Raw genomic sequence first — 24,948 nt, 5'->3', positions numbered from 1 at the left:
GTCTGATTTGTCCGGCAGCGCACCCCGCCGTCAGAACCGCGCGGGGTGCGCTTTCGGCTGAGCGACGGAAAAGTCGACCGGGTTGCCCGCGTGCAATCTGATTACTCGTGGGTAACATGGGCCGGCGAGTCAGCCGACCGAGGAGGCACAACGCACATGGGCACCGCGCAGATCATCGCCACCGTCATGGCGGGCGCCGTCACCCTCGTCGCCGTCGTCCTCGCCGTACGCGCGGTCATGGCGATGACCGCGGTGATCCGGCACGGCAAGGCCGACCCCGAGCGCTTCGGCGACAAGGCGACCCGGACGAAGACGATGCTGGTCGAGACGCTCGGCCACACCCGAATGCTCAAGTGGGGCGTCGTCGGCGCGGCGCACTGGTTCGTGATGATCGCGTTCCTGGTGCTGTCGCTGCTGGTCCTCGAGGCCTACTTCGAGGTGGTCAGCGCTGAGCTGGGTCTGCCGATCATCGGCCACTGGATGCTCTTCGGTCTCGCGACCGAGTGGATCGGCGTGTTCGGCACGATCGGCATCCTGGTGCTGATCGTGATCCGCCAGCTGAACAAGCCGGGTCGCGGCAAGGGCCTGTCCCGCTTCACCGGCTCCACGATGTGGCAGGCGTACTTCGTCGAGGCGATCATCATCGCCGTCCTGATCTGCGGCTTCCTGATCCGCGGCTTCAAGGTCGCCACCGACCACTTCGAGTACCCGCTCTGGGCGACCCCGGTCAGCCACGGCATCGGCGCGCTGCTCCCGGCCTGGGAGGACGGCGCCACCTGGACGGCCCTCGTCAAGATCCTGATCTCGATGAGCTGGCTGATCACCATCTCGCTGAACGTGACGATGGGCGTCGCCTGGCACCGCTTCCTCGCGTTCTTCAACATCTTCTTCAAGCGCAGCCCGGAGAAGCCCGCCGGCTCCGGCCTGGGTGCGCTGCGGCCGATGATGAGCGAGGGCAAGCCGCTCGACTTCGAGGAGGCCGACCCCGAGAAGGACCAGTTCGGCGTCGCCCAGGTCGAGCAGTTCACCTGGAAGGGTCTGCTCGACTTCTCGACCTGCACCGAGTGCGGTCGCTGCCAGTCGCAGTGCCCGGCCTGGAACACCGCCAAGCCGCTCTCGCCGAAGCTGATGATCCTGTCGCTGCGGGATCACGCGTACGCGAAGGCGCCGTACATGCTGGCCGGCGGCGGCAAGGACCTGACGGGCGAGGAGCAGGCCACCGAGGCGCAGCTCGCGCACCTGGACGTTCTCGCGCTGGCCGAGGGGAACCGGCCGCTGATCGGTACCGAGGCGGAGCAGGGCGTCATCGACCCGGACGTGCTCTGGTCCTGCACCACCTGCGGCGCCTGCGTCGAGCAGTGCCCGGTGGACATCGAGCACATCGACCACATCGTCGACATGCGCCGCTACCAGGTGCTGATCGAGTCGAGCTTCCCGGCCGAGGCCGGCGTCATGCTGCGCAACCTGGAGAACAAGGGCAACCCCTGGGGCGCGCCGCAGAACACCCGCGAGGACTGGACCAAGGGCCTGGACTTCGAGATCAAGCGGGTCGGCGAGGCCGACTTCGACTACCTCTTCTGGGTGGGCTGCGCGGGCGCGTTCGAGGACCGGGCCAAGAAGACCACCCGGGCGGTCGCGACGCTGCTGCACGAGGCCGGTGTCGACTTCGCCATCCTCGGCGAGGGCGAGACCTGCACGGGCGACCCGGCCCGCCGCATCGGCAACGAGTTCGTCTTCCAGATGCTGGCCCAGCAGAACGTGGAGACCCTGCAGGAGGCGAACGTCAAGCGGATCGTGGCGACCTGCCCGCACTGCTTCAACACCCTCGGCAACGAGTACGAGCAGCTCGGCCTCAAGGTCGAAGTCGTGCACCACACCCAGCTGCTGGCCCACCTGGTCGCCGAGGGCAAGCTGACCCCGGTCCAGCCGGTCGACGGCGGCGTGACGTACCACGACCCCTGCTACCTGGGCCGGCACAACCGCGTCTTCGAGGCGCCCCGCGAGGTTCTGGGCAGCGCGATCGCGGGCGGCCTCACCGAGATGCCGCGCAACTCCGAGCGGTCCTTCTGCTGCGGCGCCGGCGGCGCCCGCATGTGGATGGAGGAGAAGATCGGCAAGCGGATCAACGTGGAGCGCACCGAGGAGGCCCTGGCGACCGGCGCGAAGACGATCGCCGTCGGCTGCCCGTTCTGCTACACGATGATCGGCGACGGCGTGACCGGCAAGGGCGAGCAGGAGAACGTCGAGGTCGTCGACGTGGCCAGCGTCCTGCTCCGTTCGATCAAGGGCGACAAGGCTCCCGCCTAGGACGTCACGGCGGTCGCGCTGGTGGCCGCCACCACGGCGACGACGACGGCGGCCTGGATCTCCTCGATGGTCTTCTTGACCGCCGCGGCGGCCCAGGCGCCCTCCGAGATCTCCTTCAGCCGGGCCTTGACCAGCTTGCGGTCCAGGTCGCGGAAGATCTTGCGGTCCAGGCCGGTGGCGGCGACCAGGGCGCAGAGCGCGGCCGTGCGCGGCTCGACCGGCCCCGCCTCCGAAACGGCGGCGGCCAGCCGCTGCCGGGCGTCGGTCTCCGGCGCGGGCTCGACGCCGTCCGGAGCCGGATATCGCGTACGCGGAAAGACGAGCAGCACCCGGTCCTGTTCCCGGGTCAGCACGCCCTCGGCGACGAGCCGGTCGAGGGTGGGGCCGCGGGTGTCCTTGGCGAACTTCGCCACCCAGTGGCTGGGCCGCCGCGGCCTGCCGTCGGACACGAGCCGGTCGAGGGCCCGGTCGACCAGCTGATCGCCGGTCGGCGCCGGGTCCCGGACGACGACCTTCTTGTCCTCGACGTCCACCCGGCCGGCCAGGGCGAGCTCCAGCAGCAGTGACCCGCCCAGGCCGTTGTCGAGATGCACGCTGTCGATGTCCGCGACACCGTCGTCGCCGTACGCGAGCAACGCCAACTCCTCGGCAAGATTCATCCCCCGACCGTAACCCGCAGGCCATCGGGGCACCCGCCGAGCGGGCCGGCGCCGGCGCCGGCGGCACCGCGGCGCGGCCGGACCACGAGCACACGGGATGCGGGGCGTTCCGGCACAATGAGGGCCGAGGTGAACCGATCATGGACGGCCTGTTCCTCACCGCGGCGCTCCCGCTGGCCGCTTTCGCGCTTCTCACCGCCGGCAACGCGTTCTTCGTGGCCGCCGAGTTCGGGCTGGTCACCGTCGACCGGGTGGAGATCGGAAAGCGGGCCGACGCGGGTGACCGGCGCGCCCGTACGGTCCGGCACGCGCTGCACGAGCTCTCGTTCCAGCTCTCCGGCACCCAGCTCGGCATCACGCTCACGGCGCTGCTGACCGGCTACCTGGCCGAGCCGGCGCTGTCCCGGCTGTTCCGGCCGGCGATCGAGCCGATCGCCGGCGGCGCCACCGAGACCGTGACGCACGTGCTCGCGCTGGGCCTCGCCACCCTGGTGTCGATGCTCTTCGGCGAGCTCGTGCCCAAGAATGCGGCGCTGGCCCGCCCGATGCGGGTGGCCCTGGCGACCGCGGCGCCGCTGCGGGCGTTCTCCCGGCTCTTCAAATGGCTGATCGGCGCCCTCAACGGCTCGGCGAACTGGCTGGTCCGGCGCCTGGGCATCGAGCCGCAGGAGGAGCTCGCCAGCGCCCGCTCGCCCGAGGAGCTGGGCCTGCTCGCCGCGATCAGCGCCCGGGCCGGCGCGCTGCCGACCGAGACCGCGACGCTGCTGCGCCGCACCATCCGCTTCGGAGAGAAGCGCGCGGCCAAGGCGATGACCCCGCGCGTCGACGTGGTCGGCCTCAAGACCACCGCGAGCGTCGCCGACGTCATCGCGGTCTCGCGCGCGACCGGACACACCCGCTTCCCCGTGTACGAGTCGACGCTCGACCTGGTGGTCGGCGTGGTCGGCGTCTCGGACGCGCTCGGTGTTCCGCCCGAACGCCGGGCCGCGACGCCGGTGTCGTCGGTCGCCCGCGAGCCCGTCTACGTGCCGGAGAGCCTCCCCCTGGACAAGGTGCTGGCCGCGCTGCGGGCGGCCGACGCGGACCTGGCGATCGTCGTCGACGAGTACGGCGGCACCGACGGCGTGGTCACGGTCGAGGACCTGATCGAGGAGCTGGTCGGCGAGATCGCGGACGAGTACGACGTCGACTTCGCCGAGGCGGGCAGCGAGGAGCTGACCGTACCCGGCGGCGACAAGACGTACCTGGTCGACGGGCTGCTCCGCGAGGACGAGGTGGTCGAGCAGACCGGCTTCCGCCTGCCCGAGGGCCCGTACGAGACGCTGGCCGGCTTCCTGCTCTCCCGGCTCGGGCACATCCCGGTCGCCGGGGAATCGATCGAGGACGCGGGCTGGGAGTTCACCGTCATGCAGGTCGACCGGCACCGCATCGAGCAGGTCCGGGTCGTCGCCCCGCCGGAGCCCGCCGATGACTGAACTGCTGATCACCGTCGTGTTCCTGCTCGGCAATGCGCTCTTCGTCGGCGGGGAGTTCGCGCTGATCGCCTCCCGGCGTACGGCGCTGGAGCCGCTTGCGGCGACGTCGCGGCGCGCACGCTGGGCACTCTCGGCGATGAACCAGATCCCGCTGATGATCGCGGGCGCCCAGCTGGGCATCACCGTCTGCTCGCTCGGCCTGGGCGCGATCGCCGAGCCGGCGCTCGCGCACGTGCTGGAGGGGCCGCTGACCGCGGCGGGCCTGCCGGAGCGCGCGCTTCACCCGGTCGCGTTCGTGATCGGCCTCGGCATCGTGGTGTTCCTGCACACGGTCGTCGGCGAGATGGTTCCGAAGAACATCACGCTGGCCGGGCCGGAGCGGTCGGCGCTCGTGCTCGGCCCGTTCATGCTGGCGTTCTGCACGGCCACCAAGCCGCTGCTCACCGCGATGCGCTGGGCGGCGCGGATGGTCCTCTCGCCGTGGAAGATCGAGGCGACCGAGGCGGTCAAGACGGTCTTCACCGCGGAGGAGCTCGCCGGCATGGTCACCCAGGCCCGGGCCGAGGGCCTGCTCGGCACCGAGCAGTACGCCCGGATCCACGCCGCGCTCGGCCTCAACGTCCGGACCGCCGCGGACACCCTGCAGCCCTGGTCGGGCGTGACGACGGTCGCCGACGACGCGTCGCCGGCCACCATCGAGGCGGTGGCGACCCGCAGCGGCCGGTCCCGCTTCCCCGTCGTGCAGCGCGAGACCCGGCGCGTGCTCGGGTTCGTGCACATCAAGGACGTCCTCGGGTACGCCGGAGCGCAGCGCAGCCTCCCGGTCCCCGCCGAGGTCATCCGTCCGCTGGCGGTGGTACCGCCGGACCGGACGCTGGCGGACCTGCTGCTGACGATGCGGCGCGACCGGCGGCACATCGTGCTCGTCAGCGACGGCCGCCATCCGCTGGGCGTGATCGCGCTCGACGATGTCCTGCACGCGGTGATCGGCGAACCTACTGCCCGAACGGCGGCGTAGGGTGCTTTTCGCCACATTTAACCCAAAACGGGGGGCGCATCCAGGCATCAATCGGGCGTTCCGGACAATAGTGGCATGTTCGACAACCGACGGTCACCGCGAGGCGCACGCCGGCGCGTCAGTCCCCTCGCCGCGCTGGTAGCGACCACCGCTCTCGGCGCCGGTCTGCTCATGGTCGCCCGCTTCTCCCCACCGAGCGACGCCGCGCCCCGAATCAGCCCGCAGTACTTAGCCCTCCAGCCCCGCCCGTCCGCGGGGGTGCTCACCGGCATCAACATCGGCTTCGGGGCATCGCCGCAACGCGGCGGCCAGGTCGGCGTCGCGGCGGCGCCGGTCGCGGTCCGGTACACCTTCGACGGCGGGATCCAACAACCGATCACGGACCTGGGCGGCGCGTTCGCGCTGCGCCCGCTCGCCCAGAACGGCGGAACGCTGAGCCTGGTACCGCAGGGCAACGGCCTCGCGGTCCAGTACCCGAACCGCTGCACCCTGCTCCGCGAGCGCCAGTGCCCGCGGGCGATCCTGGAGGGAACCCGCGACGACCGGCTCAACCCCGGAACCCGCCCGATGCAGTACGGCGCGTCGATCCTGATGACCCACGCAGACCTCTCGGACGGCGCGAACGTCTTCCAGAAGGGGTACTCGGTGGGCGGGACGAGCCAGTTCAAGCTCCAGGTCGACCACCGGATGGGCCACCCGAGCTGCGTGATCGCGGGCCGGACCCGGATCTACCGCGCGGAGCCGTTCATGGACGTGGCGGACGGCATGTGGCACAACCTGATGTGCGCCCGCAGCCGAAACCGCCTGACGACCATCGTGGACGGCGTCGAGCGGGCCTGGGTGCCGGTGCCGCCGACCCTGTCGATCGCGAACGCCGAGCCGCTGCGGGTGGGCGGCAAGGGCCCGAACATGGGCAACGACCAATTCGCCGGCCGGGTCGACGACGTCTACCTGACCATCAACTGACCGGGGGGTCTGCCGGGTTTCGAGGGAGCACGGACCTGGCAGGGTGGGGGTGGCCGCTCATGAGCCGCCAGGCGATTGGCCGCCCCCGCCCGGTCTCGGCGGGAGCGACGGTCAGATCCATGCAACCAGGCACGACATCATGCCGTTGATCCTGACCCTTGGGTCTCAGCTGGTCGGCCAGGTGCGGAAGTTGTGGTGGCTGCGGCTCGGGGTCGGGCCGCGCTGGCCCTGGTAGCGGGAGCCGTAGACCGCCGAGCCGTACGGGTGTTCCGCCGGGGACGACAGGCGGAAGATGCAGAGCTGGCCGATCTTCATGCCCGGCCAGAGCTTGATCGGCAGGTTGGCCACGTTGGAGAGCTCCAGCGTGACGTGCCCGGAAAAGCCCGGGTCGATGAAGCCCGCCGTCGAGTGCGTCAGCAGGCCGAGGCGGCCCAGGCTGCTCTTGCCCTCGAGCCGGCCGGCGAGCTGGTCGCCGAGCGTGATCACCTCGAGGGTCGAGGCCAGCACGAACTCGCCCGGGTGCAACACGAACGGCTGACCGTCGGAGACCTCCACCGCGGCGGTCAGGTCGTCCTGCTGCTCGGCCGGGTCGATGTGCGTGTACAGATGGTTGTTGAACACGCGGAAGAAGCGGTCCAGCCGGACGTCGATGCTGGACGGCTGCATCAGCTCCGGCTCGAACGGCTCGAGAGCGAGGTTTTCCGACTTGATCTCGGAGACCAGGTCACGGTCGGACAGCAGCATCGCAACACCATACCGACCGGCTTTAAGATGCGCGTTCAGTGGTCGTCTCGTACATATGTTCGATATCATGGTCGCATGGCTTCCTGGTCCGAATTCGCCGCCGCCGAGCCCGAGCTCGCCTCGGCCGTCCGCGCGCTGCTCCAGCAGTACGGTCCCGGCATGGGCTACCTGGCCACGGTCCGTGCCGACGGCGGCCCGCGCGTGCACCCGGTCTCCCCGGTCGTCACCGATGAGGGGCTCTACTGCTTCGTCGTCGACTCGGCGAAACGCCGTGACCTGGAGCGCGACGGGCGCTACGCCCTGCATTCGTACCCGCCGGAGGAGAGCGACGACGAGGCCTATGTGGCCGGTCGCGCCCGCCCGGTGACGGACCCGGCGGTGATCGCCCGCCTCGCCGACGCCCTGCGCGCCTCGCCCATGGTCGACTGGCGCCTCTTCGAGTTCGACATCGAAACGGCAATGGTCCGCCGGCACGGACCGGGCGGCGCACTCCCGCTGGCGATGACCCAGCGCCACCCACCAATCACCCAAACGTGGCACGACCTGGCGACGAGCTTAGCCCGCCCACTGGTCGCAGCCACCAGATCGTAGGCACCGGCCGGACACCGCGTTCTGCGTCCGCGGGGCGCTGCCAGGCCTGGAGGGAGCTGGGCCGCGCCGCGTCCGGCCGGTGCCTGCTACGGGGCGGCTACGCCACGAAACCCCTTCATCGGGTACAGTGGTGCCGCTCGCGGGTGTAGTTCAATGGCAGAACATCAGCTTCCCAAGCTGACAGTGCGGGTTCGATTCCCGTCACCCGCTCGTCGTTGGGAGCCCCTGTCCGCGAAGTGCGCGGACCTGGGGCTCCTCGCATTCCTGCCTGGGGGGCGACCCCCCAGACCCCCACGGTGCGGTGGCCGCTCAGCGCGAGCCGGTATCGGGTCGCGGGCCATTAGCGGGTCGACCACTTGTCTCGGCAGTTGACTTGCCGGTTGGCTCCGGGCTCCAGTTCTCAAGCTGACAGTGCGGGTTTGATTCCCGTCACCCGCTCGTCTCCGGGAGCCCCTGTCCGCGAAGTGTGCGGACCTGGGGCTCCTCGCATTCCTGCCTGGGGGGCGACCCCCCAGACCCCCACTGTGCGGTGGCCGCTCAGCGCGGGCCGGTATCGGGTCGCGGGCCATTAGCGGGTCGACCACTTGTCTCGGCAGTCGACTTGCCGGTTGGCTCCGGGCTCCAGTTCTCAAGCTGACAGTGCGGGTTTGATTCCCGTCACCCGCTCGTCTCCGGGAGCCCCTTGTCCGCGAAGTGTGCGGACCTGGGGCTCCTCGCATTCCTGCCTGGGGAGCGACCCCCCAGACCCCCACGGTGCGGTGGGCGCTCAACGCGGGCCGGTATCGGTCGTGGGCCATCAGTGGGCAAGGCCGTGTTTCGTAGGGCGTGGCAGACAAGCTTGCCGTCCGATACGAAGCCACCCTCACCGCCGCTGCCATCAACCAATGGCTCCGAGCCCTACGAAACATTGCCTTGGGCCATTTCCTCGACGCGCGTTTCAGAAATGTCGTCGGATGCCGAACGGGGTCAGCTCCGAATCCCAGCCGAGAAACAGGTTCGTCACTCCGCGCACGGTTCGGAACGAGTAGCCCGGCGGCACCTGGACAGGCGATTGCGGCCCTATCGCGAGCCCCTCGGCTCCGCGCGTGAACACGAGAAAGCCTCCTCCGCGATGCCCGTCCAGGTCGGTGATGTGAACGGTGGGGCAGGACCAGCGCGGCCCGGCCCGCTCGATGACCGCTAGCCGATCATGAGTGCGCACCAGATAGGCGATCTCCTGGTGGTACTTGGCCGGCAGGTAGCCCAGGTCACGGCCGTACACGGTACCCGGCGCGCCGTTGTTGAACTGCCAGACGTCGGGCAGCACGGCGATGGGCCCCACGGTGACGTACTGCGCGTCGGTCGGCACCAGGGAGGCCACCGTGTCGGACCTGGCCATTTCCGGCAAGGCGGCCATCTGCCCGAAGAAGCGCTTGAAGAACCCTGCGATATCCATCGCTTCCCTTTGCCTTGTCCTTGGCGGCCAAATCATGCCAGCCGATCGTGGCCGGCGCGTTCTGCTAAACCACGGTGAAAGGGTATGCTGGCGAGTTGCCGCAGCCGATCTGATCCACGATCACAGCCCCGTTTCGCATATCCGCCGTGGCAGACGCTGTATTGGATTTCCGGCGCTGGCAGTCCCAACGGCATCACCCCACCAGCTGACAATGCCTGAGCCCGGAGAGCCAAGAGCCGGACGGTGATGGTCGTTGATAGTCTCGGCGCCGTCCCCTGCCCTGGGCGGGGGATACTCATCGATACGGGGGAGGGGTGCGATGCGTCGCATCGTATTGTCGAGCGTGACCGCGCTCGCCGTGGGGGCCACTGTGGTGGTCGCCGCACCGGGAGCATGGGCGGACGAGCCGCCAGGCACACTTCGGGTCACATTGGCCTATGACGGCGCGGAAGCCAACGACTCCAGCGACTTTCCTGCCGTCTCCGGAGACGGCAGGTTCGTCGCCTTCGGCTCCAATGCCATCAACATCGTCCAGCGAGACCTCAATAACGCGCACGACATCTTCGTCCGAGATCTGAGCACCGGAGTCAACACCCGGGTCAGCGTGGCCACCGACGGCACCGCGGCCAACGCCGCCAGCTACGGCGCCGCCCTGTCCCACGACGGCAGGTTTGTCGCCTTCTACTCGTCCGCCAGCAACCTGGTGCAGGGTGACACCAACAAGGTCGCCGACGTCTTCGTGCACGACCGGCAGGCCGGCACCACGAGCCGGGTGAGCGTGGCCACGGACGGCACCGAGGGCAATGGCCCGAGCCAGAATCCAGGGCTGTCCGCCGACGGCCGGTGGGTCACGTTCAGTACGACCGCGACAAATCTCGCCCCGGGCGCCGTCGGCCCGAAGTCCAAGGTGCTCCTGCACGACCGGGAAACCGGTACCACCGCTGAGGTCAGCGTCCGGCCCGACGGCACGTCCGGTACCGAGGACAGCAGCCTGCCGAGGATCTCGGCCGATGGCCGGTACGTCAGCTTCGTCTCCTCCGACCGGCAGATCGTTCCCTCGCCGCGTTTCATCGCCATGAACGCGTACGTGCGCGACTTGCAGTCCGGCACCACCGTTCGGGTCAACGCGACATCGCTGTCGAGCCTCGGCTACGCGATCCCGAAAGTGGGAACCCCCGTGACGGTGTCCCCGGACGGCCGGTACGCGACCCTCCTCACGGACAGTGTCATGGTCCCCGAGGACACCAACCGCGTCACCGACGCTTACCGTGTCGAGCTGGCGACCGGCACGGTGACCCGAGTCAGTGTGGGAGTTGACGGCGTCCAGGGTGACAAAGCCAGCGGCCTCCTCATCACCGGCGCGTCGATGTCTGCCGACGGCCGGTACATCGCCTTCGACAGCGAGGCGACGAACTTTGTAGCCGGCGACACCAATGGCGTGCGCGACATCTTCGTCCGCGACACGGTGGACGGCACCACCACCCTCGTCAGCGCCGGCGGCGCACCGAACACCCGACCCTCCTACTACCCAGCGATCTCGGCGGACGGCAGCGTCGTGGTGTTCACCACCGACGGAGCGTTGACCGTCGACGACACGAACCTCCGCAGCGACGTCTACCTGCATCGTCTGCGCTGAACCACGAGCCGTCCCGCACAGATGCCCCATCGCCGGTCGTCGGCGGTGGGGCATCCGTCGTCCTCTACATCGCGGCGGAGACGGAGCTTCGATTGAAGCTGGCTTGCTGTCGCCGTGCCATTGACATGCCATTGGTCCAGGCGTCGTTGGGCTACTCCAGGCAACTCCCGCTCCACATACGGAAGCCCGGTCAGGACGATGTCCCGCCAGAGCCTCCGTATTGCTGGGTCATGTTGAAACAGGGATGGGTCATTAGCTCGCCTCAGCGGCCCCGCCGAAGTGCGCGCCCAGGTTTGAGGCCGAGGTCCTACTCCTTCATCTCCGCGTAGAAGCCGCCTTCTCCGTCGGTGATCCTCAGCTCGCCGGACGCCGGCAGGGTCAGGAACCCGCAGCCTCGAGCCCATTCGCGCCCACTCTCGCCCCGCTCTAGATGGCAGAGGAGGTGTGCGCCTTCCTTGGCGGGTAGGACGAACTCGCCGTCATCGTCGAGGGAGGCGACCACGCCGCCGGCCTGGGTCACCTGGTCACGACTGACTCGCGCAGATACGTCCTTCGGGTTCTGGTTGTCGATGGGGTCGTTGCCGGTGGTGCTCCACAGGCCGTCGACGGCTGTGGCCGGTACGGCGATGATCCAGCCCTCGTCGATCGGCGACTCGCCGCGCCCGGTGTCGTCCAGGGCGACGGCCGTGCCGGTCAGGCCGTCGGCGGGCGGGTCGGTGCATGCGGCCAGCAGCGGTGCGAGCAGGAGCATTGCTGCCCGCACCGCTACGGATGTCCGGGATCGGGGCCGGCTCATTTCAGCGTGAACTCCGCTTCGTACGTGGACCCGTCGACCAGGGTGATCCGGAAGACCTGGGTGGTTGCCGCCCATGTCTTCGGAGTCTGCACGTTGAGGTGCCAGTGCGGACCGGACTTGACCATCTTGTAGCTCGCCCCGTCGGTCAGGAACCTGGCCGACTTGACGGTGCCGGCGTTCACGCCCCGGCCCGAGATCGACCACTTGAGCGGGATGGTGCTGCCGACCTTGACGCTGGTCGGCCCCGTGGTCGCCATCGGCGCCTTGGCGACGAGCGGGATGGCCCGTGCTCCGGGAGTAGCGGAAGCCCTTGCTGTCGGCGAAGACGAAGGGAGGCCCCATGGCCAGGCTCGGCGACGCGGCGGCCGCACCGATCGGCGTGGCGCTCGCGCCGGTCGGCTCAGCCTCGCACCAAGGCGATGATCAGTCCGGTGACGGCGCTGATGAAGGCGGCCAGCGCTAGCAGGAGTCCCCGTACGGCGTGGATGCCACGAATCACTCTAGGTGAAACTGGCCGTGACGCTTCGTTGTCCGGGGCGGATGGCCTTGTTACGGTCATGGCGATGCCTTCCTCGGGTTCTAGCGGATTCCTGGGCGGGTGATCTGAAACGGCATCCGTGGCTAGACGGGTGCCGTTTCGCAGTTGCAGGTCCAATCGCGACCGACGGCCGATCGGACTTATGTCGATAACCGTACGTGTCAGACCCCATACGGAAGCAAGGCTGAACGGGGGAAGGAGTGGGGATGAATGCCGCATTCACGCGCGATCACTTTCGGCTGATGGTGCATCCCTAGGAAATGCTCGATAGCTGGAGGTCGTCGCCATCGACGGCCCGCGTCGCCGTGCGCCTGTCCGGGATGTCGATATGTCGCGCTTGTGGCCCTGTTCAGCCGTTCGGCTGAGCGCAGCGACGCGACGGTCCCGTACCCTTCCGATCGAAAGATTCATGATCTTGGTGCGGGGGCCTTCGTGCGCGTCATCTCTTCCTGCCTGGTCGCGACGCTGGCGGTTGCGGGGCTTTCCACTCCCGCGGCCGCGGCGGACGCCGATCCGGTCCGCCTCGACGTCGGCCTCACCGGGCTCGCCGACTCCGCCGCCGTGGTCGCCGCGCTCGGCGCCGACGTGCTGGACAGCGACCCGGTGCCGGGCCTCGACGCCATCACCGTCGACGTGCCGGCCGACCGCAGCGCCGCGGTCCGCGCCGCGCTCGCGGCACGGACGGACGTTCGCTATGCGGAGGTCGGCGGCCTGGTCCTGCCCTATGCCGACCCGTACGACAAGGCGAACCTGACCCGGCTGAACTGGATGTCGATCCCGGGCGCCCGGGAGGTGACGACCGGCAGCGACGACATCGTCGTCGCGGTGGTGGACAGCGGGGTGACTCCGAACGCGGACCTCGGCGCGGACCGGCTCACCGCCGGCTACGACTTCGTCGACGGCGACGCCGATCCGGCGGACGGCGGCAGCCACGGCACGCTCCTGGCGAACCTCATCGCGGCACCGGCGAACGGTGTCGGGTTCACCGGCATCTGCCCGCGGTGCCGGATCATGCCGGTCCGGGTGCTGCGGAATCCGGCGAGCGGCACCGCCACGGGTTCGACCGCGAACCTCGCGGCCGGCATCGTCTGGGCGGCCGACCACGGCGCGCAGATCATCAACCTGTCGCTCGGCACCGTGGCCGACAGCCCGTTGCTGCGGGACGCGATCCAACACGCGGTCCGGAAGAACGCGTTCGTGGTCGGCGCCTCGGGCAACGACCCCGGGTCCGCCCGGCACTACCCGGCGGCCATCGACGAGGTCCTGGCCGTGGGCGTGGTCGGCGGACAGGCCCGGAACAGCCCGACCGACCGGTGGATCGACGTGCGGGCCTTCAACGGCATCGCCGCGATGGACCCGCTGGGCCGGCCGATCGTATCGGGTCAGTCCTCCGCGGCAGCGGCCGCGACTTCCGGCATCGCGGCGCTGGTGCTGGCGGCGAACCCGACATTCTCCCCGTCCGAGATCAGGCACGCCATCACCGACTCGGCGACGCTCCTCTCGAAGACCCAGTACTCCTTCGATCCTCGTGTCGTGGACGCGCTCGGCGCCGTGACCGGTGTGGACCGGAGCGACCAGGAGCCGCCCAGGTTCGTCTCGCTCGGTGTGGACGGGGGTCGGCTGGTGGGCAAGACGGGGCTCCTGATCTCACCCACCATCTCCGACAATGTCGCCGTGGCCCGGGTCGAATTCCTCCTGGACGGCAAGGTCGTCCAGGCAACGGAGGCGGCTGACACACCTACGCCCGCCTATGTCCGGGTGTCCCCGCCGCTCGACTTCGTCGGTGAGGTCGAGTTCGCCGTCCGGGCATACGACCACAGCGGCAACGTGGCCACGGAGCAGGCGACCCTGCGGTTCGACGGTCGCGCGCCGCGTGGGTCCATCGTCTCGCCGGCGCCGGGAACCCTGACCCGGGGCCCGGTGGACGTGGTCTTCTCCTCGCCGGACAAGGACCTGGACTACGTCCACCTCGACGGCGCGCCCATGACGCAGGTGCCCGGCACGGACCTGTGGAAGGCACGGATGACTCTGACACGGTCCTCGGACGTCATCGTCTTCGCCGCGGACGAGGCCTGGAACAACTCCGAGTGGCGGGTGCCGGTCGTGGTGGACAACGCCGGCCCGACGGCGTCCGCGGTCAGCCCGGCGGCGAACACGCGGGTGCGTGGCACCTTCACCAGCACCCTGAGCGGCGCCGGTGATCCCTCCGGCATCGCCAAGGCAGAGCTCTGGGCGAACGACAGGTTCGTCTGGCAGGACACCGTCGCGCCCTACTCCCTGAAGGTCAACACCGGGTCGTTCTCCGGGAACGTCAAGCTGATCTGGAGGCTGACGGACAAGCTCGGCAACACCCGCTACTACACCCGTACCGTCGTCGCGGACAACAAGGCTCCGACGGTGTCGATCACGAAGGCGCCGAAGAACAAGGCCAAGGTCTCGGGCACCGTCAAGGTCTACGTCAAGGCCTCCGACGCGAGCGGCATCGCCCGGGTCGAGCTGATCGTCAACGGCAAGGTCGTGGCCAAGGACACCAAGACCGCGTACGTGCTGAGCATCGACTCGAAGACACAGCCGAAGACGATGAAGGTGACGGTCCGGGCGTACGACAAGCTCGGCAACGTCAAGTACACGAGCGAACGCACCTGGTACCGGAGGTAGATACTCAGCGTGGTCACAGCCGCACTGTCGCACGATGTCGGGCATGCGAGCGGTGATGTTCCACGCGTACGGTCCGCCCGATGTGCTCACTCAGGCGGACCTGCCGACGCCGGTGCCCCGGGGCGACCAGGTGCTGATCCGGGTGCACGCCACCACGGTCACCTCCGCCGAGTGCGGGATGCGGCGGGGCGAGCCCCGGTGGGGGCGGGTCATCCTCGGGCCTCGCCGCCCGCGCCGGGGCATCCGGGTGCTCGGGCTGGAGTTCGCCGGGCAGGTAGCGGCCGTCGGGCCGGCGGCGCGGAGGTACCAGGCCGGCGACCGGGTCTTCGGGTTCACCGGCTTCTCCGTCGGGGCGAACGCCGAATACAAATGCCTGTCCGAGCGGGCCTCGTTCACCACGATGCCGCCGAACGTCACCTACGCGCAGGCCGCGGCCACCGTCGACGGGTTCACCACCGCCTGGTACTTCCTGCGTGAGCTGGCCCGGGTCCGGCCCGGGCAGCGGGTGCTGGTCATCGGCGGTTCGGGCAGCATCGGTACGTACGCCGTCCAGCTCGCCAAGCAGGCCGGTGCCGTGGTCCACGCCGTGTGCAGCGGCCGGAACGCGAAGCTCGTCGAGTCGCTCGGCGCGGACCGGGTCTTCGACTACACGGTCGAGGACTTCACCACCGGCGGGGAGCGGTACGACGCGGTCTTCGACACCGTGGGCCGCAGCTCGTTCGCCCGCTGCCGGCCGGTGCTGGCGCCGCGGGGCTGTTACCTGCCGACGACCGGCCTGGTGAACAACGTCCTGGCGCTGCGTACCGCGATCACCGGCGGGCCGCGGGTCCGGACCGGGATGTCGGTGCGCAAGCACGCGGCCCTGGCCGAACTGCGCGAGCTGATCGGGCAGGACCGGCTCCGGATCGTGATCGACCGCAGCTATCCGCTGGCGGAGATCGTCGAGGCGCACCGGTACGTCGACAGCGGACACAAGATCGGCAACGTCGTGATCAACGTCGTGGACGTGCCACCCGCACGCCCATGATTGCGATCGTAGGATCGCGGTGAGCTTTCCGCGGCTGAGAGGAACACCACCGTGTACCTGATGATCTCGACCTATCTCGCGCCCCTCGACCAGGTCGATCAGGCTCGGGACGCGCACCTCGCCTTCGTCGACGACCTCGAGCGGGCCGGTGTGCTCGTGTCCGCCGGCCGGCAGGATCCGCCCGTCGGGGGCGTCATCCTCCTCGACGTCGACACCGAGGCCGAGGCGCGCGAGCTGATGGCGCCCGACCCCTACCTGCTGCAGGGCCTCGCCGAGTACGCGGCCACGAGCTGGAAGCCGACCCGCGGCGCCCTCGCGGACTGGAAGGGCTAGACGGCGGCGACCAGGCAGGCCCAGGGAGCCGGCCACCGAGGTGCGGCGGCCGGTCTCCTCCCGGCATGCTCAGTTGGCCCGGTGCTCCACGTGCCCCTCGGGGCCGGGGAACACGAGCGCCTCATGGTCGGTGTCCAGCCAGCGGACCCGGTACGGAGGCGTGCCGTCGGGGTGCGGGACCTCGACGATGTCGCCGACCCGCTGGGGGTCGCCGACGTGGATGCCCTTCAGGACGAGCCGGTCTCCGGTGTGCGCGATCATCGTTCCTCCCGTCTGGGTCGGGGCCCAAGGGCCCGTTGGGTCGCGGTCGCGCCCAAGCTCAGCATCGCCGTGGGCGCCCGAACCCGCCAGGGTCGTTATTTCACGTTTCGCCCCGGCGCCCGGCCGCTCGCATCGTCCGCCCGCACAGCCGTCGCCGCTGCGGAGGTGATCCACCTCGGTGGCGACGAGGTGTGCGCGGCACTCCCGCGGTCAGAAACCACCATCGCACAGTTGGGGCCGCCGCCACCGATGGTCGGCCGATTCCATGGGTGACGGCCGGCGGCGCCGGCCCGGCGGATCCGGGGACGGCCTCGGCGGGCACCGCACCAGCCACCGTGGACCTCGGCGGCGCCCTCAGGCCCGGTGGGAGCGGAGCCGGCCGGCCTGACCGGCGATCGTGTTGATCAGCAGGGTGTTGAGCAGGGCGCCGGCGGCCACACTCAGCCAGAGCATGGCGACGGCCAGCCAGCCGTCGCCGAGCAGGAAGAAGGGCGCGAAGATCACCGATACCGGCGCGGTGAGGCCGATGAGATAGATCGCCGCGGTGGTCGGCTCGTGGTTGCCGGTGGCGAGGTTGCCGCCGATCAGGACGGCCGCGGCCACCGCGACGGCGAAGAGATAGCCGCGGGTCGCCCAGTTGCCGAAGAAGAACTGCGTCATGCGCTCCATCGTGGTGAGAGCGGGGGTGCCGCTCCTGAGTAGTGCTACTCAGCGCGTGCGGGTGCTCAGCTCAGATCGGCGCCGGTGAGCAGTCCCCGGATGCGCAGCTCGGCCGAGACCGCCGGGTCGCACTCGTCGACGATGACCGCGGTACCGACGGCCTTCGCGCCCAGCGATTCGACCAGGGCGTAGAGGCCGCGGGCCTGCGCGCCGGTGGCGGCCCAGTCGTCCACGACCAGGATCCGGTCGTCCGGTCCGATCAGCCGGCTGCGCAGTCCGAGGTGCTGCTGATCACCGCGGTGATCGGCCGGTACCGCCGCCCAGGTCATCGGCTCGGCGATCGGCCGCCGTGCCCCCGCCCGGTACGCCTCCACGAATCCGACCCCGAGCGCGCGGGCGACCAGCGGGCCGACGAGGAACCCGGTGACCTCCGGCGAGACCACGACGGTCGGCTCGGCGTCCGCGAAAAGGGCAGCGAGCCCGGGACCGAGCCCGTCGAGCACCAGCGGGTCGCGCCACCAGCCGGAGCGGTCGCTGACGAGCAGATCGGTGTCCGGACCGGGGTCTGTCCAACGGAATCCGGCGCGAAGCCGGCCGCGCAGGTCTGAAGCCACACCTCATCGTGTCATCGCGGGTGTGGTTCTCCGGCGACGAGTGGGCAGAACCCGCTCAGACTAGGGGTCAAGTTGATGCAGCCGCCCATGTCGATCAGGCATGCTGTTCGGCGTACCCATGCCTATTCTCCCGGCGGGCCGCCGCCCGCTCAGCCCAGGATCCCGCGCCGGCCTCGGCGCGGCCCTCGCGCTGCTCGTCGTCGTGTCGGGGGTGGAGCTGGCCGACGGTCCTCAGGTGAACTTCGTCGGGCTGTTCGCGGCGGCGCCGTTCCTGGCCGCCGTGTTCGCGTACTGGCAGGTGGTGTTCGTCGTCGGCGCGCTCGCGACGGTCGTCGGCGTGGTCTTCGCCGGGCGCGACGAGCACTTCGACACCGTCGGCATGGTCAACCTCGTCGGCATCATGCTGGCCACGGGCATCGCGGCCGCGGTCGCCACCGTCCGGCAGCGCCAGGCCAACCGGATCGCCGAGCTGCTGCGCCTGGCGGCGGTCGCACAGCAGGCCGTGCTGCGCCCGCTCGGCCCGCAGGTAGGCAACCTCGCGGTGGCGGGCCGCTACATCTCGGCGTCCGCGGCGGCGGACATCGGTGGAGACCTCTACGAGGCCCTCGACACCCCGTACGGGGTACGGATCATCATCGGCGACGTGCGCGGGAAGGGCCTCGACGCGGTACGGCTGGCGAGCATCGTGCTGGGCTCGTACCGGCATGTCGCCTTCGAACGGGCGGATCTGCGGGCGATAGTCACCGACCTGGACCGGGCCGTGGCCCGCAGCGTCGGCGACGAGGACTTCGTGACCGCTGCCCTGGTCGAGGAGCGCGGCGGCACGCTCACCATCGTCAATTGTGGACATCCGGCCCCGCTGCTGCTGCGGCGTGGTCAGGTCATCGCGCTGGACCCGCCGGCTCCGGCGCCCCCGCTGGGGTTCATGCCGGTGGCCCGGCCCCGGGTGGAGCGGCTCGAGCCGGGAGACCGGCTGCTGCTCTTCACGGACGGCCTGGGCGAGGCGCGGCGTGAGGGCGAGTTCTTTCCTACGGCCGACCGGGCGTGGCGGCTGCTGGGCCACGGTACGGTCGGCGACGGCCTGGCGTCGCTCGAGACCGCACTTGTCGACTGGGTGCACGGGCAGCTCGAGGACGACATCGCCCTGGTGCTGCTCGAGTACGGCGGACCCGACGGCAGCGCGGCAGTGGGGATGCCGAGCTGGGAAGTCGGCGCGGCCGGCAGCTAGTTCAGGTCGTCCTCGGGCTCTTCGGTCGCGGGCGAGTCCTCGGGGGCGGGAACGGGCGCCGGGATCACGGTGACCGCGGCCCGGGCGGCGACGGGCTCCGGCTGCCGGTGCCGCCCCACATAGTGGCGCGGCTGGTCCGCCTGGCGAGGCTCCGGAATCAGACTCTTGATCGTGGCGAACATGACGACCTCCCCGGGTCTGGCGTACGCGTCCTCCTGTACATCCGGAGCAACGACCCGCTGAGCTCGTCGATACGTGTATGCGGCGCGGCGACTTGCAAATGACCGAACGGTTGTCCCGTTTCCCACCCGATCGGAGACGTTTGACCCCCAACCCGACGGACAACGAATGATCGGACGTGACTTGTCGGTACCTACCCGCGGGTAATACAGTGTTGGTTACTGACGGGTAACTCGCGTCCGGAGGGCGGGGCCAAAACGACATGAGCCACTACAAGAGCAACCTGCGCGACCTCGAGTTCAACCTCTTCGAGGTCTTCGGGGCTGATCGTGCGTTCGGTCAGGCGCCGTTCGACGGCATCGACGCGGACACCGCGCGCGACGTACTCGCCGAGGTGAACCGCCTCGCCCGAGAGGACCTGGCGGCGAGCTACACCGACGCCGACCGCAACCCGCCGCGGTTCGACCCGGCGACCAACACGGCAGACCTGCCGGAGTCGTTCAAGAAGTCGTACGCGGCCTTCATGGCGTCCGAGTTCTGGCGCCTCGACCTGCCGGAGAGCCTGGGCGGCACGTTCGCGCCCCGTGCCCTGTGGTGGGCGCTCGCGGAGCAGATCCTCGGCGCCAACGCCCCGGTCTGGATGTACTCGTCCGGTCCGTCCTTCGCGCACGTCGTGCACGTCGAGGGCACCGAAGAGCAGAAGAAGTGGGCCGAGCTCTTCATCGACAAGCAGTGGGGCTCGACGATGGTGCTCACCGAGCCCGACGCCGGCTCCGACGTCGGTGCCGGCCGCACCCGGGCCATCCCGCAGGCGGACGGCTCCTGGCACATCGAGGGCGTCAAGCGCTTCATCACCTCGGGTGAGCACGACCTCAGCGACAACATCATCCACTACGTGCTGGCCCGTCCGGTCGGCGTAGAGGGCGTCGGCGGTCCGGGCACCAAGGGCCTGTCGCTGTTCATCGTGCCGAAGTACCACTTCGACGCGGAGACCGGCGAGCTTGGCGAGCGCAACGGCGTCTACGCCACGAACGTCGAGCACAAGATGGGCCTCAAGGTCTCCAACACCTGCGAGATGACCTTCGGCGAGAACGGCACGCCCGCCAAGGGCTGGCTGCTCGGCGACGTGCACCAGGGCATCCGGCAGATGTTCATGATCATCGAGTACGCCCGGATGATGGTCGGCACGAAGGCGATCGCCACCCTCTCGTCGGGCTACCTGAACGCGCTGGAGTACGCGAAGAACCGCGTACAGGGCGCCGACCTGGTCGAGAACTCCGACAAGGCGGCCCCGCGCGTCACGATCACCCATCACCCCGACGTGCGCCGCTCGCTGATGCTGCAGAAGGCGTACTCGGAGGGCCTGCGCTCGCTGGTCATCTACACGGCGACCTGGCAGGACAAGGTCGCCATCGCGGAGGCCGCGGGCGACACCAAGGGTGTCAAGGTCGCCAGCGGGGTCAACGACCTGCTGCTGCCGCTGGTCAAGGGCGTCGGCTCGGAGCGGGCGTACGAGCTGCTCGGCCACGAGTCGCTGCAGACCTTCGGTGGCTCCGGCTTCCTGCAGGACTACCCGCTCGAGCAGTACGTCCGCGACGCCAAGATCGACACCCTGTACGAGGGCACCACGGCGATCCAGAGCCTCGACCTGATCTTCCGCAAGATCGTGAAGGACCAGGGCCGGTCGCTCGCCGTCATCGCCACCGAGATGCAGGAGTTCATCGAGACCGAGGCCGGCAACGGCCAGCTCAAGGTCGAGCGCGCCTCGCTCGGCAAGGCGCTCGGTGAGCTGCAGTCCATCCTGGGCACCCAGATGACCTGGCTGCAGGCCGCACAGGGCGGCGACGCCCGCGAGCTGTACAAGGTCGGCCTCACCTCGCGGCGGGTGCTGCTCGCGCTCGGCGACGTCGTGGTCTCCTGGCTGCTGCTGCGCGGCGCGGAGGTATCCCTCCGGGCCCTCGGCACCGAGCTCAGCGCGTCCGAGAAGGCCTTCTACGAGGGCAAGGTCGCCGCGGCGCGGTTCTTCGCCCGCGAGATCCTGCCCCGGATCGGCTCGGACCGCCGGATCATCGAGAACACCACCCTCGACGTGATGGACCTGGCCGAAGAGGCGTTCTGATCTTCGCACTCTCCTGAACAGACCAAGCCGGCGGACAACGTTGTCCGCCGGCTTCGTCTTATCCCCGTGCGGTGTGCGTGAGCACCAGGGGCATCGAGCCCGGCTCGGTCTGCGACCACGGGGCCTCCGTGCGGTGCACCGCCATCCCGGAGGTCTTCAGGCCCTCTAGTACGGCCGCACCGTCGTACGGGCGCAGCAGAATAGACACATCGGACATCGTCGGGTTGTGCCCGATGACCAGCACGGTGTGCACCTCGTCCGGTACGGCCCGGAGCAGGTCGATGACCTCCGTGCGCCCGCCGTAGTAGAGGCTCCGCTCGTAGTGCACCTCGGGCGACTGGGCATCGCGATCAGCCTGGGCCAGCGCCACGGCGACGCCGTGCCACGTCTGCCGCGTCCTGGTCGCCGTCGAGCAGATCACCAGCCCCGGGCGCAGCCGCTCGTCCGCCAGCCAGGCGCCGGCCGCGTCCGCGTTCGCAGACCCGGCCTGGGTGAGCTGGCGCTCGAAGTCGGGCACCTCACCGGGCGTCTCGGCCTTGGCGTGACGAAGCAGTACGAGGGTCCGAACGGTCATGAGCTCAGCTTGCCTGATTGAGCGATCCGTCGGGTGGGTAGACACACCCATCGACGTATTGCCGCGGCTCGGTGCGGCAGCCACGAGCCAGGGAGGCCACTATGGGCATCGGCGGAAGCATCTTTCTACTCGCGCTGGGAGCGATCCTCGCGTTCGCCGTCAACGCGGAGATCAGCGGGCTGGACATCAACGTGGTCGGCTACGTGCTGATGCTGGCCGGGCTGATCGGCCTGATCGTCACCATCTGGTTCTGGAACAGCCGGCGCCGTCCCGCGGTCGTGCGGACGCAGCGGCCGGTGGTGAGCGGTGACCCCGCGTACCGCGACGGTGAGGTGGTCGAGGAGTACCACGAGACCACCCGTCGTCAGCCCCCGCCGCCGCCGTACGCCACCTGATCGCGCGGACGGGTGCCACCACACGCCGTGTGGTGGCACCCGTCGCACTCAGGCGAGGGCCGCGCGGACGGCGTCCGCCAGCGGCGTGGCCGGGCGGCCGAGGAGCTTCGCCAGGTCCCCGGTGCCGGTGTCGAGCAGGCCGGCGGACGCACCACGGTCCGAGTCGGCGAGGACGGCGGCGAACTGCTCTGGCAGGCCGGCGCCGACCAGGAACTCGGCGTACTTCTCCTGGGACAGGTTCGTGTAGGTGACCTCCTGGCCGGACTGCCGGGAGACCTCGGCGGCCAGTTCGGCCAGGGTCACGGCCTCGCCGCCCAGCTCGTACGCCTGCTTGTCGTGCACGTCGGCGACGACGGCCGCCGCGGCGGCCTCGGCCAGGTCGGCGCGGGTCGCGATGCTGATCTTCCCGTCCCCCGCGGCGCCGAGCAGGCCGTGCTCGAGCGCGCCCCTGAGGTCGTAGTTCTCCAGGTACCAGCCGTTGCGCAGGAAGACCGAAGGGATGCCGGAGGCGTCCAGCGCCCGCTCGGTTGCCGCGTGCTCGCCCGCGAGGATCATGTCGGACGTGTCGGCGTGCGGCGCGCTCGTGTAGAAGATCCGGCCGACGCCGGCGTCAACGGCCGCCGCGACCACGTTGGCGTGCTGCTGGATCCGCCGGCCGACCTCGCTGCCGGAGACGAAGAGGAGCCGGTCGGCGCCGGCGAAGGCCTTGCGCAACGACTCCGGTTCGTCGTACGACGCCCGCGCGACGCGCACGCCGCGGTCGGCCAGGTCCTGAATCTTCTCGACGCTGCGGCCGGCCGCCACGATCCGGTCGGCGGGTACGCCGCGCGCGAGCAGCGACTCGACTGCTAGACGGCCCAGGTGCCCGGTGGCGCCGGTGACGACGATGGTCATTGCGAACTCCTCAACGTGGCGTCGGCGGCGGCCGGCTGGCCGCCATCGTGCACAACGGGGCAGGTCGAGGATCACTTCCCAGCGGAGAGTGAGCACCTTGAAGTGCGGTACGCACCTGAGGGATAGTGCCCAGGTGGAGGCGAACGTTTACGCGAAGGACTGCGCGGGCCGGCAGGTGCTGGACCGCATCGGAGACACCTGGAGCGTGCTGATCGTCTGCTCGCTGGCCGACGGCGCGCTGCGCTACACGGAGCTGGCACAGCGCATCGCCGGTGTGAGCCCGAAGATGCTGACCCAGACGCTGCGTGCCCTCGAACGCGACGGCCTGGTCACCCGGACGGTCCACGCGGTCGTCCCGCCGCGCGTCGACTACGAGCTGACCGTGCTCGGGCGCAGCCTGCTCGGCCTGGTCGGCGGGCTCCTGGACTGGGCCGAGACGCACATCACCGACGTGGTCGAGGCCCGCGATGCCTACGACTCTCGGGACCTTCCCTAGCGGCGGAATCGGTGCCGGTCCCGGGCTATTCCTGCTGACAGGGCCCAGCAAGATTCAAGCATGTCATCGGACATCGAAGGAATCATCACCACGACGGATCCGGCCGCCGGCCCGGAACTGCCGGCCGGTACCCGCGCGGTGCCCCTGTCCCGTCCCGGACTGTGGTTCATTCCACTCACGAACCCCGTCACCGAGGCCCTCTCGACCACGCCGGAGGACGCGGAGCTGGTAGCCGGCTTCTACTACCTCACCGAGGGCGTCGCCCGCTGGGCTCGTGCCCTGTCCGAGCAGGGTCCGGTGCTCTATGTGCAGGGCGAGACCTGGGCGGGCGAGGGTTTCCAGGCCGCCATCGGCTGGGACCGGGGGAAGGTCTGCTACGAGGCGGACTTCACCCGCGACCGGGACGGCGAGGGCGAGGACTGGTACGAAATCGTGGACCGCTGCGATTCGGCGATCAACACCGGCCTGCGCTCGCTCGGGGTCACGGTCGAGGAGGGGGACCACGACGAGTTCGACACCGCCGGTCTGACGCTGCACCGCAGCACCACCGGTTGGCTCACCTCGTGACGTGACGCCGAGTCCCTTCCGGCGCACCAGCAAGGCAAAGCCCTTCACCAGCCGTGACGGCAAGGTGATGGGCTTCTTTCATGCTCACGCCTCAGGCGTACAGGGCGAAGTAGATCGCGACGTGGTGGCAGATCGCCGCGACCAGCGTGCAGGCGTGGAAGAACTCGTGGTGGCCGAAGACGGTCGGCCAGGGGTTGGGCCGGCGCAGCGCGTAGAAGACCGCGCCGACGCTGTAGATCAGGCCACCGGAGGCGAGCAGCACGAGGTCCGTCACGCCGCCGTTGTGCAGGATGTCCGGCAGGATCGCCACCGCGGCCCAGCCCAGCGCGAGATAGAGCGGGGCGCCGACCCAGCGCGGGCAGTGCGGCCAGATGAGCTTGAGGGCCACCCCGCCGAGGGCGCCGGTCCAGATCAGGCTCAGCATCAGCGTGGTCTTGTCCGGATCCAGCAGCAGGACGCAGAAGGGTGTGTAGGTGCCCGCGATGAAGATGAAGATCATCGAGTGGTCCATGCGCCGCATGATCTGGTAGCCACGCTCGCTCCAGGTGCGCCGGTGGTACAGCGCGCTGATGCCGAACAGGCCGCACACGGTGATGCTGTAGACGAGGGCGCTCAGGAACGGCGCGATGCCCGGGCGGGACGCGGCGATCGAGCAGAGGACCACACCGCAGGCCAGCGCGGCGAAGAACGCGTACTGGTGGAGCCTGCCGCGCAAGCGTGGTTTGCCGAGATCAGCACGCTTCATTCGGAACGGAGCTGAGGTCGTCACGGCATCTA

Annotated in this window: 27 protein-coding genes and 1 tRNA gene; 16 read left to right on the top strand and 12 right to left on the bottom strand. The window is 69.7% G+C overall.

Translation table 11 applies throughout. The features are described 5' to 3' along the window. The first annotated feature begins 156 nt into the window (after positions 1-156). Positions 157-2,307 (top strand): (Fe-S)-binding protein, encoded by a 2,151-nt coding sequence (locus tag AB0B58_RS12820; RefSeq protein WP_360222177.1) that lies wholly within the window; start codon positions 157-159, stop codon positions 2,305-2,307. On the opposite strand, the gene AB0B58_RS12815 is transcribed toward AB0B58_RS12820, so the two are convergent. Then, on the bottom strand, positions 2,304-2,966 hold the full coding sequence (locus tag AB0B58_RS12815) for a GPP34 family phosphoprotein (protein ID WP_360222174.1): 663 nt from the start codon (positions 2,964-2,966) through the stop codon (positions 2,304-2,306). The two genes, AB0B58_RS12820 and AB0B58_RS12815, sit on opposite strands and share 4 nt — an antisense overlap. A gap of 140 nt (positions 2,967-3,106) precedes the next feature. Between AB0B58_RS12815 and AB0B58_RS12810 the strand changes: the two genes are divergently transcribed. The 3 genes from AB0B58_RS12810 (at position 3,107) to AB0B58_RS12800 (ending at position 6,425) form a co-directional block, all read left to right on the top strand. Next, a complete protein-coding gene (locus AB0B58_RS12810; protein WP_360222171.1) occupies positions 3,107-4,441 on the top strand; it encodes a hemolysin family protein in 1,335 nt (444 codons plus the stop codon). Continuing rightward, positions 4,434-5,459, top strand: a complete 1,026-nt coding sequence (locus AB0B58_RS12805) for a hemolysin family protein (RefSeq protein ID WP_360222168.1) — start codon at positions 4,434-4,436, stop codon at positions 5,457-5,459. The genes AB0B58_RS12810 and AB0B58_RS12805 overlap by 8 nt, the downstream gene beginning before the upstream one ends. Before the next feature lie 75 nt (positions 5,460-5,534). Beyond that, positions 5,535-6,425 (top strand): LamG-like jellyroll fold domain-containing protein, encoded by an 891-nt coding sequence (locus AB0B58_RS12800; protein ID WP_360222165.1) that lies wholly within the window; start codon positions 5,535-5,537, stop codon positions 6,423-6,425. Between the two features lie 165 nt (positions 6,426-6,590). On the opposite strand, the gene dcd is transcribed toward AB0B58_RS12800, so the two are convergent. Continuing rightward, the gene (gene dcd, locus AB0B58_RS12795) at positions 6,591-7,169 is read right to left on the bottom strand and encodes a dCTP deaminase (protein WP_360222162.1); all 579 of its coding nucleotides are present in this window, start codon (positions 7,167-7,169) and stop codon (positions 6,591-6,593) included. 75 nt (positions 7,170-7,244) lie between these two features. On the opposite strand from dcd, the gene AB0B58_RS12790 reads away from it, so the two are divergent. Together AB0B58_RS12790 and AB0B58_RS12785 are read left to right on the top strand one after the other, a co-directional pair. Beyond that, positions 7,245-7,760 (top strand): pyridoxamine 5'-phosphate oxidase family protein, encoded by a 516-nt coding sequence (locus tag AB0B58_RS12790; protein ID WP_360222159.1) that lies wholly within the window; start codon positions 7,245-7,247, stop codon positions 7,758-7,760. Positions 7,761-7,899: 139 nt separating this feature from the next. Then, positions 7,900-7,970, top strand: a tRNA-Gly gene (locus AB0B58_RS12785). Positions 7,971-8,697: 727 nt separating this feature from the next. On the opposite strand, the gene AB0B58_RS12780 is transcribed toward AB0B58_RS12785, so the two are convergent. Next, positions 8,698-9,195, bottom strand: coding sequence for a hypothetical protein (locus AB0B58_RS12780; RefSeq protein WP_360222156.1), 498 nt, complete (start codon positions 9,193-9,195; stop codon positions 8,698-8,700). Positions 9,196-9,514: 319 nt separating this feature from the next. On the opposite strand from AB0B58_RS12780, the gene AB0B58_RS12775 reads away from it, so the two are divergent. Then, complete coding sequence (locus AB0B58_RS12775; protein ID WP_360222153.1) at positions 9,515-10,831, top strand: hypothetical protein; 1,317 nt, start codon at positions 9,515-9,517, stop codon at positions 10,829-10,831. Between the two features lie 307 nt (positions 10,832-11,138). Here AB0B58_RS12775 and AB0B58_RS12770 read toward each other — a convergent pair whose 3' ends face one another. Together AB0B58_RS12770 and AB0B58_RS12765 are read right to left on the bottom strand one after the other, a co-directional pair. Beyond that, entirely contained in the window at positions 11,139-11,582 is a 444-nt protein-coding gene (locus AB0B58_RS12770) for a hypothetical protein (protein WP_360222150.1), read from the bottom strand. A gap of 41 nt (positions 11,583-11,623) precedes the next feature. After that, a complete protein-coding gene (locus AB0B58_RS12765) occupies positions 11,624-11,884 on the bottom strand; it encodes a hypothetical protein (RefSeq protein ID WP_360222147.1) in 261 nt (86 codons plus the stop codon). An 83-nt stretch (positions 11,885-11,967) separates the two neighbouring features. Between AB0B58_RS12765 and AB0B58_RS12760 the strand changes: the two genes are divergently transcribed. From AB0B58_RS12760 to AB0B58_RS12745, 4 genes are all read left to right on the top strand, one after another. Beyond that, positions 11,968-12,090, top strand: coding sequence for a hypothetical protein (locus tag AB0B58_RS12760; protein WP_360222144.1), 123 nt, complete (start codon positions 11,968-11,970; stop codon positions 12,088-12,090). Between the two features lie 507 nt (positions 12,091-12,597). Beyond that, complete coding sequence (locus AB0B58_RS12755) at positions 12,598-14,823, top strand: S8 family serine peptidase (protein ID WP_360222141.1); 2,226 nt, start codon at positions 12,598-12,600, stop codon at positions 14,821-14,823. A 43-nt stretch (positions 14,824-14,866) separates the two neighbouring features. Further along, on the top strand, positions 14,867-15,850 hold the full coding sequence (locus AB0B58_RS12750; RefSeq protein WP_360222138.1) for an NAD(P)-dependent alcohol dehydrogenase: 984 nt from the start codon (positions 14,867-14,869) through the stop codon (positions 15,848-15,850). Between the two features lie 60 nt (positions 15,851-15,910). Further along, entirely contained in the window at positions 15,911-16,183 is a 273-nt protein-coding gene (locus AB0B58_RS12745) for a YciI family protein (protein ID WP_360222135.1), read from the top strand. A gap of 69 nt (positions 16,184-16,252) precedes the next feature. Here AB0B58_RS12745 and AB0B58_RS12740 read toward each other — a convergent pair whose 3' ends face one another. From AB0B58_RS12740 to AB0B58_RS12730, 3 genes are all read right to left on the bottom strand, one after another. Continuing rightward, positions 16,253-16,444: a DUF1918 domain-containing protein gene (locus AB0B58_RS12740; protein WP_184998249.1), complete on the bottom strand. Its 192-nt coding sequence runs from the start codon at positions 16,442-16,444 to the stop codon at positions 16,253-16,255. A gap of 354 nt (positions 16,445-16,798) precedes the next feature. Then, positions 16,799-17,104 carry an SCO4225 family membrane protein gene (locus AB0B58_RS12735; protein WP_360222132.1) on the bottom strand — a complete coding sequence of 102 codons (306 nt, stop codon included), beginning with the start codon at positions 17,102-17,104 and terminating at the stop codon, positions 16,799-16,801. 65 nt (positions 17,105-17,169) lie between these two features. Beyond that, entirely contained in the window at positions 17,170-17,718 is a 549-nt protein-coding gene (locus AB0B58_RS12730; RefSeq protein WP_360222129.1) for a phosphoribosyltransferase family protein, read from the bottom strand. Between the two features lie 100 nt (positions 17,719-17,818). Between AB0B58_RS12730 and AB0B58_RS12725 the strand changes: the two genes are divergently transcribed. Further along, a complete protein-coding gene (locus tag AB0B58_RS12725; protein ID WP_360222126.1) occupies positions 17,819-18,946 on the top strand; it encodes a PP2C family protein-serine/threonine phosphatase in 1,128 nt (375 codons plus the stop codon). Here AB0B58_RS12725 and AB0B58_RS12720 read toward each other — a convergent pair. After that, positions 18,943-19,128 carry a hypothetical protein gene (locus tag AB0B58_RS12720; RefSeq protein ID WP_360222123.1) on the bottom strand — a complete coding sequence of 62 codons (186 nt, stop codon included), beginning with the start codon at positions 19,126-19,128 and terminating at the stop codon, positions 18,943-18,945. The two genes, AB0B58_RS12725 and AB0B58_RS12720, sit on opposite strands and share 4 nt — an antisense overlap. Before the next feature lie 260 nt (positions 19,129-19,388). Between AB0B58_RS12720 and AB0B58_RS12715 the strand changes: the two genes are divergently transcribed. Continuing rightward, positions 19,389-21,245: an acyl-CoA dehydrogenase gene (locus AB0B58_RS12715; RefSeq protein WP_360222120.1), complete on the top strand. Its 1,857-nt coding sequence runs from the start codon at positions 19,389-19,391 to the stop codon at positions 21,243-21,245. Positions 21,246-21,303: 58 nt separating this feature from the next. On the opposite strand, the gene AB0B58_RS12710 is transcribed toward AB0B58_RS12715, so the two are convergent. Further along, entirely contained in the window at positions 21,304-21,819 is a 516-nt protein-coding gene (locus AB0B58_RS12710) for a histidine phosphatase family protein (protein ID WP_360222117.1), read from the bottom strand. A gap of 101 nt (positions 21,820-21,920) precedes the next feature. Between AB0B58_RS12710 and AB0B58_RS12705 the strand changes: the two genes are divergently transcribed. After that, a complete protein-coding gene (locus tag AB0B58_RS12705; RefSeq protein ID WP_360222114.1) occupies positions 21,921-22,214 on the top strand; it encodes a DUF6458 family protein in 294 nt (97 codons plus the stop codon). 48 nt (positions 22,215-22,262) lie between these two features. On the opposite strand, the gene AB0B58_RS12700 is transcribed toward AB0B58_RS12705, so the two are convergent. Further along, positions 22,263-23,108: an NmrA family NAD(P)-binding protein gene (locus AB0B58_RS12700; protein ID WP_360222111.1), complete on the bottom strand. Its 846-nt coding sequence runs from the start codon at positions 23,106-23,108 to the stop codon at positions 22,263-22,265. A 133-nt stretch (positions 23,109-23,241) separates the two neighbouring features. Here AB0B58_RS12700 and AB0B58_RS12695 point away from each other — a divergent pair, with 133 nt between their 5' ends. Both AB0B58_RS12695 and AB0B58_RS12690 read left to right on the top strand, forming a co-directional pair. Further along, positions 23,242-23,604, top strand: a complete 363-nt coding sequence (locus AB0B58_RS12695) for a helix-turn-helix domain-containing protein (protein ID WP_360222108.1) — start codon at positions 23,242-23,244, stop codon at positions 23,602-23,604. A gap of 60 nt (positions 23,605-23,664) precedes the next feature. Then, positions 23,665-24,171: a hypothetical protein gene (locus AB0B58_RS12690; protein WP_360222105.1), complete on the top strand. Its 507-nt coding sequence runs from the start codon at positions 23,665-23,667 to the stop codon at positions 24,169-24,171. Between the two features lie 91 nt (positions 24,172-24,262). Here the strand turns inward: AB0B58_RS12690 and AB0B58_RS12685 are convergent, their stop codons facing one another. Further along, on the bottom strand, positions 24,263-24,940 hold the full coding sequence (locus tag AB0B58_RS12685) for a hemolysin III family protein (protein ID WP_360222102.1): 678 nt from the start codon (positions 24,938-24,940) through the stop codon (positions 24,263-24,265). Positions 24,941-24,948: the final 8 nt, after the last annotated feature.

It is taken from the genome of Actinoplanes sp. NPDC049118, from assembly GCF_040648555.1.
Lineage (GTDB): Bacteria > Actinomycetota > Actinomycetes > Mycobacteriales > Micromonosporaceae > Actinoplanes.
The sequence above is the reverse complement of the archived record's forward strand: the minus strand, read 5'-3'. Positions and strand labels throughout refer to the sequence as shown.

Coding starts and splice junctions, on each gene's coding strand:
- AB0B58_RS12820 (WP_360222177.1), top strand. CDS start 157: ATGGGCACCGCGCAGATCATCGCCACCGTCATGGCGGGCGCCGTCACC.
- AB0B58_RS12815 (WP_360222174.1), bottom strand. CDS start 2,966: ATGAATCTTGCCGAGGAGTTGGCGTTGCTCGCGTACGGCGACGACGGT.
- AB0B58_RS12810 (WP_360222171.1), top strand. CDS start 3,107: ATGGACGGCCTGTTCCTCACCGCGGCGCTCCCGCTGGCCGCTTTCGCG.
- AB0B58_RS12805 (WP_360222168.1), top strand. CDS start 4,434: ATGACTGAACTGCTGATCACCGTCGTGTTCCTGCTCGGCAATGCGCTC.
- AB0B58_RS12800 (WP_360222165.1), top strand. CDS start 5,535: ATGTTCGACAACCGACGGTCACCGCGAGGCGCACGCCGGCGCGTCAGT.
- dcd (WP_360222162.1), bottom strand. CDS start 7,169: ATGCTGCTGTCCGACCGTGACCTGGTCTCCGAGATCAAGTCGGAAAAC.
- AB0B58_RS12790 (WP_360222159.1), top strand. CDS start 7,245: ATGGCTTCCTGGTCCGAATTCGCCGCCGCCGAGCCCGAGCTCGCCTCG.
- AB0B58_RS12780 (WP_360222156.1), bottom strand. CDS start 9,195: ATGGATATCGCAGGGTTCTTCAAGCGCTTCTTCGGGCAGATGGCCGCC.
- AB0B58_RS12775 (WP_360222153.1), top strand. CDS start 9,515: ATGCGTCGCATCGTATTGTCGAGCGTGACCGCGCTCGCCGTGGGGGCC.
- AB0B58_RS12770 (WP_360222150.1), bottom strand. CDS start 11,582: ATGCTCCTGCTCGCACCGCTGCTGGCCGCATGCACCGACCCGCCCGCC.
- AB0B58_RS12765 (WP_360222147.1), bottom strand. CDS start 11,884: ATGGCGACCACGGGGCCGACCAGCGTCAAGGTCGGCAGCACCATCCCG.
- AB0B58_RS12760 (WP_360222144.1), top strand. CDS start 11,968: ATGGCCAGGCTCGGCGACGCGGCGGCCGCACCGATCGGCGTGGCGCTC.
- AB0B58_RS12750 (WP_360222138.1), top strand. CDS start 14,867: ATGCGAGCGGTGATGTTCCACGCGTACGGTCCGCCCGATGTGCTCACT.
- AB0B58_RS12745 (WP_360222135.1), top strand. CDS start 15,911: ATGATCTCGACCTATCTCGCGCCCCTCGACCAGGTCGATCAGGCTCGG.
- AB0B58_RS12740 (WP_184998249.1), bottom strand. CDS start 16,444: ATGATCGCGCACACCGGAGACCGGCTCGTCCTGAAGGGCATCCACGTC.
- AB0B58_RS12735 (WP_360222132.1), bottom strand. CDS start 17,104: ATGACGCAGTTCTTCTTCGGCAACTGGGCGACCCGCGGCTATCTCTTC.
- AB0B58_RS12725 (WP_360222126.1), top strand. CDS start 17,819: ATGCTGTTCGGCGTACCCATGCCTATTCTCCCGGCGGGCCGCCGCCCG.
- AB0B58_RS12720 (WP_360222123.1), bottom strand. CDS start 19,128: ATGTTCGCCACGATCAAGAGTCTGATTCCGGAGCCTCGCCAGGCGGAC.
- AB0B58_RS12715 (WP_360222120.1), top strand. CDS start 19,389: ATGAGCCACTACAAGAGCAACCTGCGCGACCTCGAGTTCAACCTCTTC.
- AB0B58_RS12710 (WP_360222117.1), bottom strand. CDS start 21,819: ATGACCGTTCGGACCCTCGTACTGCTTCGTCACGCCAAGGCCGAGACG.
- AB0B58_RS12705 (WP_360222114.1), top strand. CDS start 21,921: ATGGGCATCGGCGGAAGCATCTTTCTACTCGCGCTGGGAGCGATCCTC.
- AB0B58_RS12700 (WP_360222111.1), bottom strand. CDS start 23,108: ATGACCATCGTCGTCACCGGCGCCACCGGGCACCTGGGCCGTCTAGCA.
- AB0B58_RS12690 (WP_360222105.1), top strand. CDS start 23,665: ATGTCATCGGACATCGAAGGAATCATCACCACGACGGATCCGGCCGCC.